18 protein-coding genes are annotated in these 17,568 nt (G+C 63.3%); 11 read left to right on the top strand and 7 right to left on the bottom strand.

Features of this window, described 5'->3' with window-relative positions; all coding sequences use genetic code 11:
* Positions 1-133: 133 nt before the first annotated feature.
* Together AC07NV_RS14645 and AC07NV_RS14640 are read left to right on the top strand one after the other, a co-directional pair.
* Complete coding sequence (locus AC07NV_RS14645; protein WP_495167097.1) at positions 134-673, top strand: hypothetical protein; 540 nt, start codon at positions 134-136, stop codon at positions 671-673.
* Between the two features lie 153 nt (positions 674-826).
* Complete coding sequence (locus tag AC07NV_RS14640; RefSeq protein WP_495167096.1) at positions 827-991, top strand: hypothetical protein; 165 nt, start codon at positions 827-829, stop codon at positions 989-991.
* An 8-nt stretch (positions 992-999) separates the two neighbouring features.
* On the opposite strand, the gene AC07NV_RS14635 is transcribed toward AC07NV_RS14640, so the two are convergent.
* Both AC07NV_RS14635 and AC07NV_RS14630 read right to left on the bottom strand, forming a co-directional pair.
* Entirely contained in the window at positions 1,000-1,449 is a 450-nt protein-coding gene (locus AC07NV_RS14635; RefSeq protein ID WP_495167095.1) for a DUF1810 domain-containing protein, read from the bottom strand.
* Positions 1,446-2,063: an SOS response-associated peptidase gene (locus AC07NV_RS14630; protein ID WP_495167094.1), complete on the bottom strand. Its 618-nt coding sequence runs from the start codon at positions 2,061-2,063 to the stop codon at positions 1,446-1,448. Before AC07NV_RS14630 ends, AC07NV_RS14635 begins: the two co-directional genes overlap by 4 nt.
* Before the next feature lie 62 nt (positions 2,064-2,125).
* Between AC07NV_RS14630 and AC07NV_RS14625 the strand changes: the two genes are divergently transcribed.
* From AC07NV_RS14625 to AC07NV_RS14615, 3 genes are all read left to right on the top strand, one after another.
* Positions 2,126-2,632 (top strand): SOS response-associated peptidase family protein, encoded by a 507-nt coding sequence (locus AC07NV_RS14625; RefSeq protein WP_495167093.1) that lies wholly within the window; start codon positions 2,126-2,128, stop codon positions 2,630-2,632.
* On the top strand, positions 2,629-3,222 hold the full coding sequence (locus tag AC07NV_RS14620) for an alpha-ketoglutarate-dependent dioxygenase AlkB (RefSeq protein ID WP_495167092.1): 594 nt from the start codon (positions 2,629-2,631) through the stop codon (positions 3,220-3,222). Before AC07NV_RS14625 ends, AC07NV_RS14620 begins: the two co-directional genes overlap by 4 nt.
* Positions 3,223-3,324: 102 nt before the next feature.
* Complete coding sequence (locus AC07NV_RS14615; protein ID WP_495167091.1) at positions 3,325-4,224, top strand: endonuclease/exonuclease/phosphatase family protein; 900 nt, start codon at positions 3,325-3,327, stop codon at positions 4,222-4,224.
* 944 nt (positions 4,225-5,168) lie between these two features.
* On the opposite strand, the gene AC07NV_RS14610 is transcribed toward AC07NV_RS14615, so the two are convergent.
* The 3 genes from AC07NV_RS14610 to AC07NV_RS14600 are packed head-to-tail and all read right to left on the bottom strand — an operon-like array spanning position 5,169 to position 9,180.
* A complete protein-coding gene (locus AC07NV_RS14610; protein WP_495167090.1) occupies positions 5,169-6,926 on the bottom strand; it encodes an ADP-ribosylglycohydrolase family protein in 1,758 nt (585 codons plus the stop codon).
* Entirely contained in the window at positions 6,923-7,615 is a 693-nt protein-coding gene (locus tag AC07NV_RS14605) for a DarT ssDNA thymidine ADP-ribosyltransferase family protein (RefSeq protein WP_495167089.1), read from the bottom strand. The genes AC07NV_RS14610 and AC07NV_RS14605 overlap by 4 nt, the downstream gene beginning before the upstream one ends.
* A complete protein-coding gene (locus AC07NV_RS14600; RefSeq protein WP_495167088.1) occupies positions 7,612-9,180 on the bottom strand; it encodes a 3'-5' exonuclease in 1,569 nt (522 codons plus the stop codon). The genes AC07NV_RS14605 and AC07NV_RS14600 overlap by 4 nt, the downstream gene beginning before the upstream one ends.
* Positions 9,181-9,345: 165 nt before the next feature.
* On the opposite strand from AC07NV_RS14600, the gene AC07NV_RS14595 reads away from it, so the two are divergent.
* The 3 genes from AC07NV_RS14595 to AC07NV_RS14585 are packed head-to-tail and all read left to right on the top strand — an operon-like array spanning position 9,346 to position 13,174.
* The gene (locus AC07NV_RS14595) at positions 9,346-9,519 is read left to right on the top strand and encodes a hypothetical protein (RefSeq protein WP_495167087.1); all 174 of its coding nucleotides are present in this window, start codon (positions 9,346-9,348) and stop codon (positions 9,517-9,519) included.
* On the top strand, positions 9,516-12,392 hold the full coding sequence (locus tag AC07NV_RS14590; RefSeq protein ID WP_495167086.1) for an HsdM family class I SAM-dependent methyltransferase: 2,877 nt from the start codon (positions 9,516-9,518) through the stop codon (positions 12,390-12,392). The genes AC07NV_RS14595 and AC07NV_RS14590 overlap by 4 nt, the downstream gene beginning before the upstream one ends.
* A complete protein-coding gene (locus tag AC07NV_RS14585) occupies positions 12,392-13,174 on the top strand; it encodes a hypothetical protein (RefSeq protein ID WP_495167085.1) in 783 nt (260 codons plus the stop codon). Before AC07NV_RS14590 ends, AC07NV_RS14585 begins: the two co-directional genes overlap by 1 nt.
* A 326-nt stretch (positions 13,175-13,500) precedes the next feature.
* Here the strand turns inward: AC07NV_RS14585 and AC07NV_RS14580 are convergent, their stop codons facing one another.
* Positions 13,501-14,430 (bottom strand): HEPN domain-containing protein, encoded by a 930-nt coding sequence (locus AC07NV_RS14580; RefSeq protein ID WP_495167084.1) that lies wholly within the window; start codon positions 14,428-14,430, stop codon positions 13,501-13,503.
* A gap of 76 nt (positions 14,431-14,506) precedes the next feature.
* Positions 14,507-14,830 (bottom strand): DUF736 domain-containing protein, encoded by a 324-nt coding sequence (locus AC07NV_RS14575; RefSeq protein ID WP_495167083.1) that lies wholly within the window; start codon positions 14,828-14,830, stop codon positions 14,507-14,509.
* A 186-nt stretch (positions 14,831-15,016) separates the two neighbouring features.
* Here AC07NV_RS14575 and AC07NV_RS14570 point away from each other — a divergent pair, with 186 nt between their 5' ends.
* The 3 genes from AC07NV_RS14570 (at position 15,017) to AC07NV_RS14560 (ending at position 17,538) form a co-directional block, all read left to right on the top strand.
* The gene (locus tag AC07NV_RS14570; RefSeq protein ID WP_495167082.1) at positions 15,017-15,730 is read left to right on the top strand and encodes a thermonuclease family protein; all 714 of its coding nucleotides are present in this window, start codon (positions 15,017-15,019) and stop codon (positions 15,728-15,730) included.
* A 267-nt stretch (positions 15,731-15,997) separates the two neighbouring features.
* Positions 15,998-16,579 carry an RNA polymerase sigma factor gene (locus tag AC07NV_RS14565; protein ID WP_495167081.1) on the top strand — a complete coding sequence of 194 codons (582 nt, stop codon included), beginning with the start codon at positions 15,998-16,000 and terminating at the stop codon, positions 16,577-16,579.
* On the top strand, positions 16,576-17,538 hold the full coding sequence (locus AC07NV_RS14560) for a FecR family protein (RefSeq protein WP_495167080.1): 963 nt from the start codon (positions 16,576-16,578) through the stop codon (positions 17,536-17,538). Before AC07NV_RS14565 ends, AC07NV_RS14560 begins: the two co-directional genes overlap by 4 nt.
* Positions 17,539-17,568: the final 30 nt, after the last annotated feature.

Raw genomic sequence — 17,568 nt, 5'->3', positions numbered from 1 at the left:
CGACTCAAATGTTCCCTATATGTTCCACCGAGTCTGCGAAGCCGTCAAGCTCCGCGTCTGCTGTGCCCGAAATTGTCGGTTTCCGAGGCCGGTGCCGTCATGCAAGAAACAGGCAATCACGGGGAGAAAAGGAATGGGCCGGATTGGCTATAATCAGTTCGATGGGCTTCGCAGACTTGGCGAAGCAAGGGCCAAGCTTGATGATCGAGCGGGCACAATTCTGACTCTGCATGCAGCTCTCGAGCGCGAGATGGACATCGTCCTTGGGCAGCTCCTACCGCGCTCGCACAAGCTCTATGGGCTTGGCTTCGGACAGAAGGTTTCGGTATTACAGGCAGCGTGGAAGGGGCCGCCGGATGCCGGGGACAAGCTCTGCCACACTTTGTTGCGCTTCAACGAGCTTCGCAACGCCATCGCCCATGGCGACAAGGCTAAAGAAGTCGATAAAAAGCTCAAACTCCTGGCCGATGCATTCGAAGCCATTCTTCCCGGCGCCGCCCAAATAGGCGACGTCGAACTGGTCGCTGCGGGAATTGTCGGATATCTTGCGGACGGTCCCCTAGCAATCGAGAAACTCAAAATTCCGCGGCCAGAGCGAAACGCCGATGCTGGGCCGCACGCAGCAAGAGAACCCATTGCTGCCCCGCCCCGCCCCGCGAACGCGAGCGACTGACGGCTCGAAGCGGGCCGTGCAGACGCGATAAGAATACAGCTCACGTCTTAAAATCTCTCCTCGCGTGTCCATATCAAGCCGATGGAGACTCAACCATATCAACGAGGAAATTGGTGGTGTGTCGTCTCACATTATGCACCCGGCAAGGATGCGATGTACCGCCCCATCGAACAGATCGTTCCACACATTACGCCCGGCGACTTCTACTGGGCGCCTGCCGAGATTGCAGGTGAAAATATCATATGCTTCCGGACAAAGGCCGACGCGCAGATGTTCGTCGACAATGGCGGCGGTGCCCTTATGACGCTGATGAAGTGATGAGAGTATCAGCCAAGGCGGACGATCCACGCGCCGCTTAGGCCGATTCGATCAAGCGTATTCTGATCACGCATGCCACCGTACCAGCGGTCAAGCGCCGCCGCGAACAGGGGCCGCGCGTCCGCCACCTCAAATAGCGTCAGCGATGAGCGCAGCTTCACGGCATCAATCTCGCCAAATATCGCAACCGGATCACTGCTGGCCAAATCCTGCAGCGCCGACACGCATTCGAGATAGCGCGGCCCGAGGCGTGGATGTGCGAGATAGGCTCTCGCTTCGTCCAGATCGGCAATCGCATAGCGCTGCGCCATCGCACTTCGTCCGAGCCCGGCGAGCTGGGGGAAGATGAACCACATCCAGTGCGAGCGCTTGGCGCCGCGCCGGATTTCGTCGAGCGCATGCGAAAAGACCGGATCCTGCGCGCGGACAAACCGCTCGAGCCCTTCGACCTCGCTCATAAAGCGAGCGCGCCCTGCGCCGGCGGCTTGCCATAGACCTGCGTCACTTCGAGGCTGCCTTCGGGAAGCCATTTGAGAATGTCGGCCGCCGGAACGCGCGGATCGAGCCAGGCGGCCCATTGATCGCGGGCGAGCGGAATGATCTGCCGATGATGATAGGGCGCGATATCGGGTCCGGCGTCCATGGTGAGAAGGCTGAAGGACTCGCCGACATGGCTGTCACGCCAGATGCCCGCCATGCAGAACCAGCGATGATCCTTCATCGTGAAGAGCCATTTATCGAGCCGCTTTTGCGTCGTGTCGGCGGGATCGGTAAATTCGTAGAAGCCGTCGCACAGCACGAGACACCGCTGCGCGCCAAGATCGCGGCCCTCCGAGCGAACATTATAAATGGGCTTGCCGCCCTGCCCCGGCCAGCTCCAGCGCCTGTTCACGAGGTCGCCAATCGCCGACCCGTCGCTTGCCTTCACAATTGGCGCCATGTCCGTGATTCGGACATCCTCGCGCGCGGGCACATTGGGAGCGCCTTCAGGCATTTTGATCTTGATCTGGAGGTCATCGAAATCCTCGGCGATCGAGGCAATGTCGACTTCCAACCTGTAATCATTGCACATTATGAGGCGTCCCCCTGACCCTTGCGACTCACCTTCGTTCCCATTATGTTCCAGGTATGGGAATGGCGCCAACCCCTTTCGATCCCGATGCCCCGGATGGCGGACGCCGTGCGCTCATAAGGCGCAATCCCGAGGATGAAAACGAGGTCGAAATGGTGGAAGCCGTTTGGGGAAGCGATCCACGCTTTTCCGACGGGGTCAATTACCGCTTCGTCCGCTCCGAAGGCCGCGCCTTCCCGAAGCGGCGTTGCCTCATTCCCGCTTCCGAGTTTCGCATGGGCTCGGGCGACCACCGTTACCGGGTGACGCTCGACAGCGGCAATTTCTTCTATCTTGCTGCGGTCTGGGATTCGCCGCTCGCGGACTGGCCGCTTTCCTATCGCATCCTCACCATTCCGGCCGGCGCCGATGTCATACCCTATCAGTCCCGCCATGGCGTCATCGTCCAGCGTCGCGACGTGATGCACTGGCTCGACGGAACATTACCGAACGCGACCCTGTTCGAGGAACCGCCACGCCACACATTTTTCGTCGAGCCGCTGCTGGCGCAAGCTGCGCTTCCCTTGTGAGCCCGGGGTTTGTCGTACGGAGCGGTGCCGGCGCATCGCAACCGGATCTCTTCGGCCCTCCGCTCCTTCCGGGCCTCAACTATGGCGAAGAAGCGATTACGCTTGCCGAAGAGGCCGAACTGATCGCGCGCATCGAGGCCGAGAAGCTCGCGCCGTTTCAGTTTCAGCAGTGGGAAGGCAAACGTCTCACACGGTCGTTTGGCTGGACCTATGATTTCCAGACGGGCCGCTTTGCGCCGGGCGAACCGATTCCGGGCTGGCTCAATTCCATTCGCGCCAGATCGGCGCAATTCGCAGGCATTGCTCCCGAGGCGCTCGAGCAGGCGCTGCTTATCCAATATGGTGTCGGTGCGGGGATCGGATGGCACAAGGATCGGCCGGTGTTCGAGCATGTTATCGGCATATCGATGGGGGCAGCCGCGACGATGCGGTTCCGGCGTCGAAGCTCCGCCGGTTTCGACCGCGCCCGCGCCGACCTTGCTCCGCGATCGATGTATCATATCGATGGCGAGGCCCGTAACGACTGGGAGCATAGCATCGCCGCAATGGACAGGCCGCGTTGGTCCGTCACCTTCCGCAGCCTCCGCTAGGTTGAGACATGAATGGCCGGATCCGGTATCGCTTCGCGGCGATGGCCCGCCAAGTCGCGCGCGGCGATTGAAGTTGCGGGGCGATCGGCGCACAAGCTCATCATGCTCAATCGAATTGCCGCTCCGCTCGCCCTGTTCCTCGTCGCGGCCTGCACACCCCAAATCAGCACACTGGCTCCGCCTCCCGAAACGCGACCGCTCAAAATCGCGAGCTGGAACGTCGAATTCCTGGCCGAAAAGGATGGCGCTGGTTGCGAACCGCGAACGCCGGCCGACTATGCCGCGATGCGCCGGATCGCAGAAAGCCTCGATGCCGATGTCATTGCATTCCAGGAGGCCGAGACCGTCGCCGCGGCGCAGCGCGTCTTCGACCCCTCGCGTTTTACGATCGTCATGGAGGAGCGCGTCGGCGCGCCCAGCGGCACATGCGGCGGCAAGAATCCCGGGCAGCAGGTCATCCGCCAGGCGGTCGGCTTTGCCATCCGTAAAGAGATTGCTTTCGACCGGCACCCCGACGTTACGTCGCTGATGCTCGGCAATCCCCAGCTTCGCTCGGGCGTCGATATCACGCTGCGTCCGACGGGCCGGGCAGCGATCCGCCTGCTCGGTATCCATCTCAAATCGGGCTGCTTCACCGGCAGCGAGGCCAAGGCCTGTCCGGTTCTGCTCGACCAGGTTCCGGCGCTTGAGGCGTGGATCGATGCGGCGGCAAAAGGCCCGGTCCGTTTCGCCGTGCTCGGGGACTGGAACCGCCGGCTTGCGCTGCCCGGTGACAGTGTGTGGCGCGAAATCGATGACGCCGAGCCTGCCAATGCCGATCTTCATCTTGCCGACGAGGGCCGGCCACCGGCCTGCGATTCACGATATGACAGCTTCATCGATCATATCGTTCTCGACAAGCGCACAGTTGCCGGCCTCACGCACTTCACCGAGGAAGTCTATGCTCCGGGCGAGAAGCATTATTCGGATCATTGCCCGGTTGCGATCACGCTCGGGAACTGATTGCACCGCATGCAGCGACGTCACTGCCCAGCGAAGAAAATTCCTTGGCCGGAGGAGCAAGCGGGAACAAACCGCCGGCCCGGGACGTTTCACTTACCTGTCCAGACGAAAGAATGGCAGAATTTGATCGCATCTTCGGATGCAATCTAGGGAAGCCCCGCTGCAGAGATGTAGCGGGGCTTACCACGTCCCCCTCCCACACATCGAAGTCGCCGGCCCGAAGGACCCGAACAAACGCGCTCTTGGCGAGCCCGCAGCGGGGCGGCGTGCGATGCGCGCCAGTGCCTAGCCGCCGCCCCGCAAGGGAAGCGAGCCAAGTGCGCTGCGCGGCCCATCATCAGCGCGACCCCTGGCCGAGCCTGTCGAGGCCAGAGTGCGCTCCATAAGTGCCGCGCTCATTCCTTTCTGGATGAGACTTTCGACCGCGAGTTTTGCAATTTGGCCGACAGCCAATGGGGGCATGTTCCAAAGGACAAGATACGCACCGGCCGAGTCCGAAGTAGTGGCGGCGCCTAAGGCGCATCGCGCCATCGCACGGCCTCCATCGACGCAGAGCCTGCAGAACATTTTCAACGATAAAAGACATTTCGGCTATGCTGCGCTCGACATGCCTTGGGCGACGCTTGTCGGTCAGCTCGCCGGCGCCTTCAGCAAATAGATGCGGGTCACTGGGTTGGTAGGGCCAATGCCCAACGCGCAACGGCCGATTCCCGCAAACCCTGGAATCAATCGAAATGCGCAACAATTCCCGTAAACAGTTCGAGCGTCGCTGCCTTGTATCAGCTTCTGGCCGTTACCGGACTGTCAGCTTCAAGCGGCAGAATAAGCAATGCAGACAGACGCTCAGGAATTATCTGCAGCCGCGAAGCTCCATCAGCGTCGCTATCGACCGTGATGTGCGCCACCTTCGACGGGCGGCATACTTATGCGTCCGCCCGCAGACGTCACGGCTTCCTCACTTCGTAGATTTCAACGTCGTAGCCATCAGGGTCGATGCAACGGAAGTGACGGCGATCGCCACGCGTCTGCATCGGCATCACGATCTTGACCTCGGAGTTCTCGATGCGCTCGAAACAGGCCGCAAGATCGGAGCGTTCGATGTAGAGACGAAAGTTCGACGTGTCGCTTTCCGCCGGTCTGCCGGTCATAAGCGCGAGCCGTCCGAAACTGATTGAATCTCGCCCCTCGCGGCTCGCCGCAAGACCGACCAGACCCTGGTAGAATCGACGCGACCGCGCCAGATCGGCGACCGCGATCCGCAAGCCGACGTTGAAATCGCTCGACGGCTGCTGACACGCGAGAAGATCGCGATCGGGCATCGGCGTGCTGCCCTGCTCGCGGGCCGTCGCGCCGGCACGGGAGAAGACTTTTAGGAAATAGGTCTGGCCGTCGTCCGCCTGCAGCCTCCAGCCGGCCGCTTTCGTGCTACTGACCTTCGAGACAATCCCGTCCCACGGTTCGACCGAGGCCTCGATGCCAATCGGCAGCCATGCCCGGCCGCCGTGGGGAACGTCGATGAGACTGCGTGTGAATGCACCGAGCGCCTTACGATTGACTCGGTAGAGTTCAGCGTCATCACCTTTCCCACGCAGCAGAGCATGAGAGGAATGCGTAATCGCCCGCACGTCCTGCAGCGGATCGAGATAGCGCTCGATCCAGCTTCCCCCGACCGCTGCGCCGAGCAGCCCGCAGGTCATCGACGCAAGCGTATCGGTGTCGGCGCCGCGTGCGAGCGCCGACACGCGCAAGCCTTCGTGCGGGTCGGCGGCATGGCGCGACGCGAGATAGATCGCCCCTGCGGCTGTCACGGTGCCAGCACCGTTGACGCGCGGATCGAAGCAGCCGAGTTCAGCAAGCGTCTCCTCGTCGAAGCTCGCAGCCCCCGCGTCGATCGCTCCCGCCGCCTGTTCGAGCAGCCCAACCTGCTCGAGAACGGTCTCGTCCCAAACGCGTTCGACATCGAAACTGCCGTGCGCAGCCTCAGCCCAGTCGCGCCACTGCTCGTCGATCGACGGCAGCTTGCCCCATTCTCGGCTCGACGAGATCGCTTCGTGAATCAGCTGTCCGAACCCGAGCGTACCGCGGTGGCGCAGCGCGCGCCACACCGCGAAAGCATAGACGAGCGCGCCAATGAGCGCGCGCGGATGACCGTGGGTGCAGACGCCGTCTGCCATCACGTCGCTCGCAAGGGGCGCGAAACTGCTCTCTTCGGCGCGCCGCACCGCATGCGGCAGGATGCGCATCGCCACCCCATTGCCGCCGGCCTCGAAGTAGCGGCGGGTGTCTGCGAGCTTGCCGTGCCACGGCGGAGTTCCTTGCGCCCAGCTCGCCGCCGCGCGCTTCGTCGCGCCACCGCCGCCTCGCTCGTAGACCGTCCAGAACGGCAGCTCTTGATGCGCCAGTACCTCCCACCACGCCTTGCGATTCCGGCGCAGTGCACGCGCAACGGCAAGGATTAACTGCGTATCGTCGCTGTAGCTCCCGGCAGAGATCTGTTCCTCATAAGCCTGGAAGCGTCCGCCGCCGCGCTTGACCCAATCCTCGTAGCGCAGCCCTCCGTCGCTCGCCCGCGTCTTGGACCGTCTAGCGCGCATCTCGTGCGGCCAGCCGAGCGCATCGCCGATCGCCGCGCCTAGGAACGCCGCTTCGCTGCGCCGCTCGAGCTGCACTGCAGTGCGGCGGGATTCGGCGGTGTCGGTCACAGCGCGAGCACCGTCTCTACCGGCCGCTCGCCGCGGCGGATCGCTGCGCTCTGCGCATATTTGTCGAAAAGGGTTGGGGCGACGACAAAGGTAAGACCGACGGCGTCGATGCCGCAATATTCGAGACTCAGACGTTCCTCCTGACCTTGCTCAGCGCTCTTGACGCCGATCCCGATGATATCCTCGACCGGTATTCGTCCCGGCACAAGAACTTCGGCCTGATCGTCGGTCGGCGAGCAGGCGAGATGATTCGCGCCACGCTGAAAGACCTTATCGTATGCGCCGCGGCTCGAGGCAGGAAACATCGCGTCAAATCCAACCGGGCCCGGCACCAGCGCCACCGCACTGGCCGCCGCGTTGCGCGGCGCGAACAGCGTGCCCGGGACCGAAAGCACCGCCGGATTGAGGAACAGCACGACCCAACGCGGGAACAAAAGTTCGGCCGCACGGGCTCGGGCCATGTACCAGCCGTTGGGATATTCAATCGAGCAGCAGACATGGTCGGTGTGCCCATCGAGCCGGAGCAGGTCGGTCGGATTGTAGAGCCGGCGCTCTTCCTCGCTGAGTTCGCGCGTCGGTCGTATGCCGGACCGTTCCGCCAGAATGTGCGATAGACTGCGCGACGGTGTGAAGTGACAGACGCGACTGATGCCTCGCGCTGCGACCCGGTCTGCGATCGCGCCCGTCATCGCGTCACCTTCGTGTAGAACGATGGCTCGGACGGAAGCAGCGGGGTAGGTTCACCGGTGTGGGTTAGGATGAGTTCCGAGCGAGCGCGCGTTACGCCCACATAGAGCAGCCGGCCATCGCCCGCCGATGCTTCCTCCAGCCCGTCGGCTTCGACTGCCATCGGATTGGGGAAGCGGGCATCGGACAGGAACGGCATTATCACCACATCGAACTCCAGCCCTTTCCCGTTGTGCAGCGTCCCCGTCGAAACGCCCGGGTTGCTTGACCATGACGCGAGATCGCGCGTCAGCCGCTGCACCGGGCCGGGTAGCTGCGACGCAACGCGGGTCGCCAGTTCCTTCGTTCGAGCGAGAATTGCGACGCTGCGCCCTTGGCCTAGCGCCGCCGCTCGGCGGACGACGAATTCGATTTCCGCGTCCTCGTCCTGGAAGCGGATCAACGTCGGTTTCGGTCCTGCGGCTGTCGGCTGCCTTGGCGAGACTAGATCGACCGCTTCCGCGTAATAGGGCATACGCGAAATCGCGAGTGCGAGGTCGGCAATTTCTTTCGTGTTGCGGTAATTCTCCTCGAAATTCCAGATCTTCGCCGGCCGCAGCCCAGCCGAGCGCCATGACATGCGATGGCCGTAAATCTGCTGCGCGATGTCGCCGAAGAAAGTGAGCGAACCGCCCGCCGGTACAGCTTTCGCCAGCGCACGCAGCATGATCGGGCTGAGGTCCTGGCCCTCGTCGACGATGACGTGCTTGTAGAGCCTGGTGTTCGTGTCGCCGTCGAACGCTGCGGCAACCGCGCCCGCGATATCGTCGAGATCGTACCGAAATCCCTGCGCTGCGCGTAGCGCGAGATAAGCCTCATAGACCAGCCACATGACCGGGCGCTGGCTCTTGAGCATGCGCGCTTCGGCGCGTCCGGTACGCGGCGTTGCATCATACTCGGCAAGGGTGGAGATCCCATGTCGCGCGATCCATTCGATCTCGTCTTCGAAAAACCCGACCTGCCTGCTTAACAGCGCGTCGCCACTCCCGAGAGCCGTCACCTGTGCTATCGCCGCGAGAACGAAGGCCTGTCGGCGACGCGGTTGCAGCAGCCAGCCGTCCGGCAGCAGGCCGCGTGATGCGAGGTAGCCGCGCGCGAAGAGATGGAAATTCTCCACCCTGACGCGGTCGAGCACGTCTTCGGCGACGTGGCGGATATAGGTGCCGAGCGTCTTGTTGAACGTGATGAGCAAGGTTCGCCCATGATCGGGACGGCGCGGATCGGAAAGATACGCGGCCCGCAGGATCGCCATCGACGTCTTACCGCTGCCAGCAGTGCCAAGCACGACGTTATGACCTACCCCGCCGAGGTAGACGACTTCGCGCTGTCTATCGATCGGTATTGGGAGCGCCACGCTCTTCTTCTCTCCTGTTCGATGTGATTCTTGGTCCGACCTTAGGTCGCTTTGGTGTGGAAGTAGAGTCGCCCCGGGGGCTAGCGTGTGGCACGGGTCGAATACGTCGACCGCATCAGATGCAGAACCGGTATGATAGGCTATTTCGCAGCCGACAACCCGCGCGAGCAGCATGGGAGGCTGAGACCACGCCAGGTCAAGCGACACAGAAATCGTTAAATCCCGAAAAAACGCTTTCTGTCTTAACGGAATAACGGTTTTCTTCCTTTCAGTATCACGACGCAGATGCTACGGAGACGCCAGGACACGCAAGGGGGCAGCGTCCGCCGGGGACCACAGATGCCAAAGAAGGAAGACGGCGAACCCCACGCGACAGAGCTACAGACACTCAATTTCAAGGTGCCCGACGCTTTCAAGCGCTCCTACAAGGTCTATGCAGCGCAACGCGGCATGACTATGCTCGACCTTCTAAAAGAGGGCTTCGAACTTAGCCGCAAGGCCGACCGCAAGTGACCGACAGGCGTCGCAAGGGCGCGAAACGGGCCACGTCCACCCCGGTCGATGCAGGGTGGCTGACCCAGTACCCCTCCGGCGACGTGCGTCCCGAGGGGCTGGTACAGGTCCAGGGCTACGATCCGACCGGTCGGCCGCCTCACGAAGTCTCCGCGCTCGAGAAGGCGGCTGGCTACGGTGCCCGCGCGGTGTTCTTCGAGGCTGGTAACGACGGCGGCAACGGCGCGCCCCAGGCCTTCGTCTTCGTCGCGAAGGACGCAGACGCCTCCGACGAGCGGTTCGCTGAAATCCATCAGCGTCTATGGAGCTGGGGTGGCGTCCCCCTCGTCTACCGCCACGTCGGGGGCGCCGTTCAGCTCTTCCGTTGCGCGCACCGACCCGACTTCGCCGAGAAGGGCCGTCTTGTCTGCAGGCCATTCGACATCCTCCGCATCGGTGCCGACGTCGCCAATGCAGAGGCCTGGTGGGACGCCCGACGGCTCAGAACCGGAACGCTCTGGGACGATCCAGAAGTCGCCGAAGAGCTGCTCTCGTCCGACGACTCTGCACCCCGCCGGCTCGTCGCCGCCGTCAGGAACCTCCGGGCGAAGCTGCTCGCCGATAGCGCACTCGAGCACGGGCTCCAGCGGCGCCTCCTGATCCTCTCGCTCCTAGTCGCCTATCTCGACCAGCGAGACGCCCTGCCGAACAACTTCTTCCCGACCTTCCTTGAAGGAGCCGACACGTTCGCGGCGGTACTCGCTGACGGCCCTGCCCTGCTGAAGATGCTCGCGGCCCTGAAAATCCTCTTCAACGGCGACGTCTTCGCGCTCGACGAGGAGGAGTTGGGGGCGATCGGCAAGTCGACGGAGCTTGCCGAGTTCAGCCGTCTTGTAGAGGCCCGCGAGGAACGGTCCGGCCAGATGAACCTCTGGGCGCTCTACTCGTTCCGCGACCTTCCGGTCGAAGTCATCAGCAACATCTACGAACTGTTCGTGTCGGACCCGACCGACAGTGTCTACACTCCACCAGCACTCGTGCGTCTCATCCTCGACGAAGTGCTCGACGACACGCGAATTGACCGCATCCTAGACGATGGCGACGTCGCCCTGGACCCGGCCTGCGGATCGGGGATTTTCCTAGTCGAAACCTTCAAGCGGATCGTCATGCGCTGGCGCGCCCGCAATGGCTGGGCGCGGCCTGGCGTTAAGACGCTGCGCGACATCCTCAGACAGGTCCACGGCGTCGACAACGATTCGGGCGCGATCGAGCTCGCGACGTTCAGTCTCTGCCTCGCGATGTGCGACAACCTGACGCCCGAGGAGATCCGGGCCACGCCGGAGCTATTTCCGAAGCTGCTCGGCTCGAGCCTCACCCACTCCTGCTTCTTTACCGCGAAACACGGCGGACTCCTCTCGAAGGAAGTGGCCGTGCTCGTCGGGAATCCACCCTTCAAGTCGGGACTCAAGACGAAGGGGGCCAAGACCGCCTACGCGCAATACGTCAAGGACCATGGCAAGCTCCCCGACCTTCAGGTCGCCTACCTCTTCCTGCACGAGTCCATGAAGCTGCTCCGGCCCGGCGGCATCCTCGGCATGCTCCAGCAGTACAACCTACTCTACAACGAGAAGCCCGACTTCCGTAAACTATTCCTGGCTAACTGGAATGTGCGCGAGGTGCTCGACTTCGTGTCTGTTCGCGGGCTCTTCTCCAAGGACACGAAGGTCGTGACCGTCGTCGCGGTCGCCGAGCCGCCGTCCCCAGACGGAAGCATCCTGCACGCCGTCTTCCGCAGGACAGCGCGCGCGGACGCCAGCCAGCGCTTCGACATCGACATCTACGACCTCCACCGCATTCCCCGGATCGCAGCTGCGATCGACCACACCCCGGACCTGTGGCGGTCGAACCTGCTCGGCGGAGCGCGCACCTACGCGTTCGTAAAGCGCCTGCGGGAGATGCCGTCGCTCGCCGCCCACGCCAAGGCGATGGGATGGGACTACGGCGAGGGGTTCATTGAAGGCGGACTCGAGCGGGCCACTGAGGCCAAACATCTCCGCGGACAGCCGGTCCTACCGTCGGAGGCGCTGACGCTGGACGGCATCGACCGCTCGCGCATCGGCACGGTCGAGGACAAGCCTATCGAGCGGCCGCGCAACCCATCGCGCTTCACGCCGCCTATGCTGCTCGTGCGCGAGCATGCCGACTTGCCCAACGTGCTGTGGACGGAGAGCTACCTCACCTACCGGACACAGATTGTCGGCTTTCCCGCCCGCCGCGCACAGGAACTAGAGCCGGTAGCGAAATGGCTGAGGTCCCAATCCACCGGCCTGCGCGCTTACGTCGCCGCCATTAGCGTGAAGATGCTGTCTCAGAAGGCAACCTCGCTATCCGCCCGTGACATCTACGACCTGCCGTTTGATCCGGATGCGGACGGCCTCGAGCTCAGCGTAAACGAATTCCGCGTCGCGCAAGACATCGTCGACCACTATCTCGACTACGTCCGCCTTGGGAGCTCATCGCCGCTCGCGCACCGGAGGGCAGCGGACGGCATCGAACAGTTCGTTGTCGCCTTCGCGGAACAGGTCAACGCCCTCTATCCCGACAATCCGCTCCGACCATCGGGCTTCCTCGACCTCGGCGGCACGGTCATCCAGGCGTTCGCGTTCGGGGAAGCCGAGGTTGACTGGTCGCAGACAGAGCAGCTCACAGGGCGCCTCGACGCGCTCCTCTGCGCGTCGCGAGGATCGTCGCTCACCATGACCCGCGTGGCGCGAGTCTACGACGCGTCTTTTGTGTTTCTGCTGAAGCCAGACCGCCTGCGCTACTGGCTGCCCTCGGTGGCGCTCAAGGACGCGGACGACGTCTTGGCCGACCTTCGCGACCAGGGCTTCTGATGCTCGCCGACGAGACGGCCGCTGGACCGGTCGGCAGCCTGTCGCCGACCCTCCACCGTCCGTCGGCCTGGCTCGAGACGGTCATTGACTTCATCTATGGCCAGCTCGCCGGCTGGCGCGACGATCGCGGCCGACCGCCGGCCACCGCTGAAACGCGGCTGACTGCCCAGCTCTGCCAGTTCCTCAACAGCGCGACCCGCATGGCCGGGTTAGACATGATTGTGTTCCAGGCGGAGGTACCCGATCCAGTCGCCGGCGGGCGCACACTCGACCTGGTTCCCGGTCCGCGCGGGTGCGTGATATGGATCGATGGTCGTAGACACTCGCTCTACGATCCCATCCTACCAATCGAATGCAAGCGCCTCCCAACCCCCGTAGCCAAGGATCGCGAGCGGCGAGAATACCTGCATACGCAGAGGCGGACCACCGGCGGCATCCAGCGCTTCAAGAGCGGCGCCCATGGATCGGCGCACGGCGTTGGTGTCATGATCGGCTACGTTCAGACCGGAACGCATCAGCAGTGGCTTGCGCGCATCAACGGATGGATACGCGTGCTGACCAGGGCGGGGATCATGGGCTGGTCGCACCGCGATGGTCTGCAGCACACCGCGGACGACGCGACCCTGCGCATTGCCCGGCACCGGTCCGAGAACGCCCGAACTAGCGCTGCGCCGATCACGCTGCATCATCTATGGATCGACATGCGGGCGACGCTCCCCTCGGCCGCCGCAACCGGCCGTGCGACCAATGGCACTAAGGATCATTCCCCCGTCAGCCGGTAGGTCCCGTCAAAACACGATCCACTGCGATCCCGCCGGTTCCGCCGACCGGAAGATAGAGGCCGTCATGCACCGTCCGCATCGACATGACCGGGACACTTATAGAGTTGGGACAAGATGGTTCATTGCCAATGAATGTTCGCTTTGAACGTTAGGCTCGCTCTACTCGAGGAAGACGAACCACGCGGAGCAGCTTTAGCGCGCGTGCGAGATGTATTGGCAGCGGCACAGAGCTAATTCTCTTGTTACAGCGAGGGCGACTGCTTCCAGATCGAGTGAGCTAGCGCGAACGACCGGTTGGCGGCGCAGTTCGGTCGCGGAGCCACTAGCTAGCCTGCCGCGCGTGCTGTCTTCTCGAGCTGCACAATGCGTTCGGTACAAATGGCCTCCACTATTGCCGCGAGCACCTCGACGCGTGTGCCGAGCCAAGCCAGCTCTTCCTCCGAAATGCGATAATGCTTTGAGTAGCGCGCTTTGATGTACGCCTCCTTGAGCTTCTCGAACCGCGACCGATCCGCCTTTGTATCGCGCGGCCACGCGTCGATCATGCGCGGATCAAGCCGCTCGGCCTGGGTACGCAGAAACGCCAAGTTATGGACATGGGGCGTGTAGAAGCTGCACACGAGGAGAGCGCAGTGGTAGTAGCGCTCTGTGGCCTGATGCAATTCGAAAGCTGCCTTTTTCAGCCTGGCTCGCTCAAGGTTGGAACGAAAGTCGTCCGCGAATTCGTTGGCACTGGGAAACCACTCGTCAAAATATTCCCGCGCCATCTCCAGCGCCGCATGCGGCGTTTTCGGCTGCGGCTCGGGCAGTTCATCATCGACAGCTTGATAGATCGCGATCCCATCACCCGCGACGTCCATGAAGAAGTAGCGCCCCTGCGACAGCCCGGCGTTCACCTCGCCTACGCTGTGAACGATGAAGTTCACCGGCGTGCGCAGCGTCTTCGTCACGGCCAGTTCGCGTATCAGACGGTCATCGAGCTTCGACCAATATTCGACGCGATCGGTCAGCCGGTCGTCGTTGACGATGATCAACAGGTCAAAGTCCGACTGATAGCCTTTGGCGGTATGCGGCTCGTCGACCCAGCCGCCGCGCGCATAGCTGCCATAGAGAATGATCTTCGATATCCGCCCTTTGCGCTTCCAATCTTGCGTCGCGAGCGCCAGTGCGTCCTCGAATTCTTCGAAGACGATCTGGACGATCCGCTCGAGTTCGCGCTGCTTGTGCGGGGGAAGATGGTCGAGACTGCTACGCATTGAAATCACCCTAACAAGGTGGCGACACCCTTGCACGCCGAGATTGAACCAGACGCGCGGATGCCGCCACGCGCGGTCAGTCGGCCGGATTCCACAACAAGGCATAGACGTCGGGATTGTCCTGACCTGCCGCGCGGCCGAGGTTTGCATAGATGCGGCGCGGTCCGAACTCGGGGGCTTCGAGGCATAGCGAGACATAGAGATTGCCCGATGCCTCGCTGCGTCGGAGCCAGCCAGCGCCACATTCCACGCCGTCAGACCAGACGCGATAGTCGGGTTGTACATCGCCATTCTTGCCGGGATTGCGGCGGATTTCGATGGGAACGCGGATCGAGATGGTCGTGAGCTGGCCCACATAACCTTTCTCCATCGTTCCGCTGACAAGACCGATTGCGGCCATGATTTTGCTCCTGCGAAGCCCGGGGCCATCCCCGGGGCACTGGCGACAAGGGAATGGCGGCACGCCCGCGCGCGCACCCGAAGGGCCGCAGCGTCAGCGGAGGACGGCGGCACGCCGCCGTTGCGCGCGCGGGATCGCCATTCACATCGCCGGACCAGCCCCGGTTGGCCCGCGCACGCGAGCAAATTGGACAGGATCAGCAAGGAATTGCTCACCGAGACGCGCTATGGGCGTGGCATGAGACCAACGATCGCCGCAGCCCTTATCCTGCTCACTGCTCCCGCCATGACGCAAGAGGTCAGCGGCCCGGCGCGCGCCGCGGACGGAGACTCGCTCGACCTCAGCGGGATCGCGGTGCGCCTTTACGGCGTCGATGCGCCCGAACTCATGCAGAGCTGCGAGAGGGATGGCGCGACGTGGCGCTGTGGCAAGGAGGCCGCCTCGAAGCTGGCGAGCCTGGTCGGCGGAGTATCGGTCGTCTGCGACCAAAAGGATGTCGACGATTATGGCCGGATCGTCGCTACATGCCGGGCGGGCAAGATCGATCTCGGCGGCGCGATGATCGATGCGGGTCTCGCCGTGGCCTTGCCGCATTTCACCGATCGCTATGTCGCGGCTGAAGCGCGCGCCCGCGAAGCGCGCCGCGGCCTGTGGGCTGGTACATTCCAGATGCCGTCCGAATATCGCGCGGCGCATCCCCGGCCGCGGCTCAACGGTCCCGCCCATCCACGCAGCACTAGCCCCGTTCGCACGCCCACGCCGTCGGGCACATATTTCCGGAACTGCAAGGAAGCATGGGCGGCGGGGGCAGCGCCACTTCGCCGCGGGCAGCCGGGATATCGCCCGGAAATGGACGGCGATGGCGACGGGATAGCGTGCGAGCCTTATCGCGGCCGGTGACCGGAATTAGACTCGATCTGGATCTTTCGGCACACCAGATACTTGCCCTGACGTTACGGCAGGCTATGTTGGACGGGCATCGGGCCAGAAGGCGCGCGGTGCCGAGACGTAAGAACCTCGCTCGGACCTTCTATAGAGTTTTCCATCCTGGCCGGGTGGCCGACGCGTATGTCCAAGCCTTCGGGCCAAAGGCGGCGGCGCATATTTTTTCGAGTATGTTCTTACCGCCCGGCTTCCCGCCTTTCGCTCGACCGGGAGCGACATGGCATGGATTTCGAAGACGACGAGGATCGACAGCGGGGCCTGAACAGCAGCGATCCCGTGCCACCCGACGATTGGACGGGGCTCGCCCATGCCTCAAACCTGGAAGCGCTCTACAACACGCACCAGCCCGCCCTCGCACGTTATTTGCGGCGGCGCGCGCCGCGACAGGATATCGGCGACCTCGTGCAAGAATGCTTTCGCCGCCTCGCGACCAAAAAGAGCCATGCGCTTGCGCTGATCGAAAAGCCCGGCGCCTATCTCGTCCGCACCGCGCGCAACCTGCTCACCGATCGCGCGCGCGCCGACAATGCGCGCCAGGCATCGCAGCACCACAGCTTCGAGGAGGAGGATATCGCCGGACCCGACCCCCATGCAGCGCTCGAGGCGCGCGACACGATGCGGCGCGTCGGAGAGGCGATCGAGAAATTAAAGCCCCAAACTGGTTCTATATTCGTGATGCATCGGTTCGATGGCCTGAGCTATGAGGAAATCGCGAAAGCGAAAGGAATCAGCGTGAAGGGCGTCGAATGGCATATCGCGCAGGCGATGATCGCAATCCGCAAGGCGCGGGCCGACACTAAGTGAGCGACCGTGACACGGAGGCGGATTACTGGTTCGCGCGCATGCGCGCGCCCCATTCACCGGCCGACGAGGCCGAGTTCGAGGCGTGGCGGGCCAATCCCGACAACGCCGAAGCCTATGCGCTGGCGGAAGAGAATTGGTTGCTGACGGCCGGGGTCGCACCCGAGCATCTCGCCGCGCATCGGAAGGCCGCCGCCGCGCCCGCGCCGGCCGGGTCAAATGCCCGCTGGGCGCTTGCCGCCGCGCTCCTGCTTGCCGTCTCGCTCGCCTTCGGCTGGCTGCTGCTTGGCAATCGCGGTTCCGAAGCCATTGTCGCGGGAAATGAAAGCGGCGAGATGCGGCTCGAGGATGGCACCCGCGTTGTGCTGACGGATGGAGCGCGCATCGAGATGAAATTTTCGCCGGAAGAACGCCGCATCTATCTAAGTGGCGGGCGCGCCCGGTTCGAGGTGGCCCATGATCGTGCCCGCCCCTTCCGGGTGGAGGCAGGAGGAAGCGAGACCACGGCGCTCGGGACGATCTTCGAGATCGATCTGACTGGCCGGCGACCGGTCGTCCATCTTGTCGAGGGCTCGGTCGAGGTGCGCGCCACCGCCAGGCCCCTTGCTCCGCTGCGGCTCCGTCCCGGCCAGCGCGCCGCAGTCGAGAATGACGCGCCGGTGCTCATCGAGACCAAGCCGGCCGGCGAGACGGTCACCATGGTCAATCCTGTCGGCAACGGCGCCGGTCCGAATCTTCTCCTCGCCGAGGGCCTGCCGCTCGGTGCTGTGGTAGACCGGGCCAATCGTGTCGGCAGCGCCAGGATCGAGCTCGCCGACACGGCAATCGGCAGGCGGCTCGTGAGCGGTCGCTTCGATGTGTCGGATGCGCGATCGCTCGCACGCCAGCTTGCAGCCGCGCTCGACCTCGATGTGAAAGAGCAAACGGGCGGCTATGTCCTGATGCCGAAAATAGCCAACTAGGAGTTTTTCGACCCAATCCGTCTTGCCCCC

It is taken from the genome of Sphingopyxis sp. GW821-FHT10B01 (assembly GCF_059415685.1).
The sequence above is the reverse complement of the archived record's forward strand: the minus strand, read 5'-3'. Positions and strand labels throughout refer to the sequence as shown.

What these genes read in the sequence shown, in the direction of transcription:
- AC07NV_RS14630 (WP_495167094.1), bottom strand. Translation starts at nt 2,063, where the DNA reads ATGTGCAATGATTACAGGTTGGAAGTCGACATTGCCTCGATCGCCGAG.
- AC07NV_RS14615 (WP_495167091.1), top strand. Translation starts at nt 3,325, where the DNA reads ATGCTCAATCGAATTGCCGCTCCGCTCGCCCTGTTCCTCGTCGCGGCC.
- AC07NV_RS14575 (WP_495167083.1), bottom strand. Translation starts at nt 14,830, where the DNA reads ATGGCCGCAATCGGTCTTGTCAGCGGAACGATGGAGAAAGGTTATGTG.
- AC07NV_RS14580 (WP_495167084.1), bottom strand. Translation starts at nt 14,430, where the DNA reads ATGCGTAGCAGTCTCGACCATCTTCCCCCGCACAAGCAGCGCGAACTC.
- AC07NV_RS14640 (WP_495167096.1), top strand. Translation starts at nt 827, where the DNA reads ATGTACCGCCCCATCGAACAGATCGTTCCACACATTACGCCCGGCGAC.
- AC07NV_RS14625 (WP_495167093.1), top strand. Translation starts at nt 2,126, where the DNA reads ATGGCGCCAACCCCTTTCGATCCCGATGCCCCGGATGGCGGACGCCGT.
- AC07NV_RS14600 (WP_495167088.1), bottom strand. Translation starts at nt 9,180, where the DNA reads ATGCTGCTCGCGCGGGTTGTCGGCTGCGAAATAGCCTATCATACCGGT.
- AC07NV_RS14645 (WP_495167097.1), top strand. Translation starts at nt 134, where the DNA reads ATGGGCCGGATTGGCTATAATCAGTTCGATGGGCTTCGCAGACTTGGC.
- AC07NV_RS14585 (WP_495167085.1), top strand. Translation starts at nt 12,392, where the DNA reads ATGCTCGCCGACGAGACGGCCGCTGGACCGGTCGGCAGCCTGTCGCCG.
- AC07NV_RS14595 (WP_495167087.1), top strand. Translation starts at nt 9,346, where the DNA reads ATGCCAAAGAAGGAAGACGGCGAACCCCACGCGACAGAGCTACAGACA.
- AC07NV_RS14635 (WP_495167095.1), bottom strand. Translation starts at nt 1,449, where the DNA reads ATGAGCGAGGTCGAAGGGCTCGAGCGGTTTGTCCGCGCGCAGGATCCG.
- AC07NV_RS14605 (WP_495167089.1), bottom strand. Translation starts at nt 7,615, where the DNA reads ATGACGGGCGCGATCGCAGACCGGGTCGCAGCGCGAGGCATCAGTCGC.
- AC07NV_RS14565 (WP_495167081.1), top strand. Translation starts at nt 15,998, where the DNA reads ATGGATTTCGAAGACGACGAGGATCGACAGCGGGGCCTGAACAGCAGC.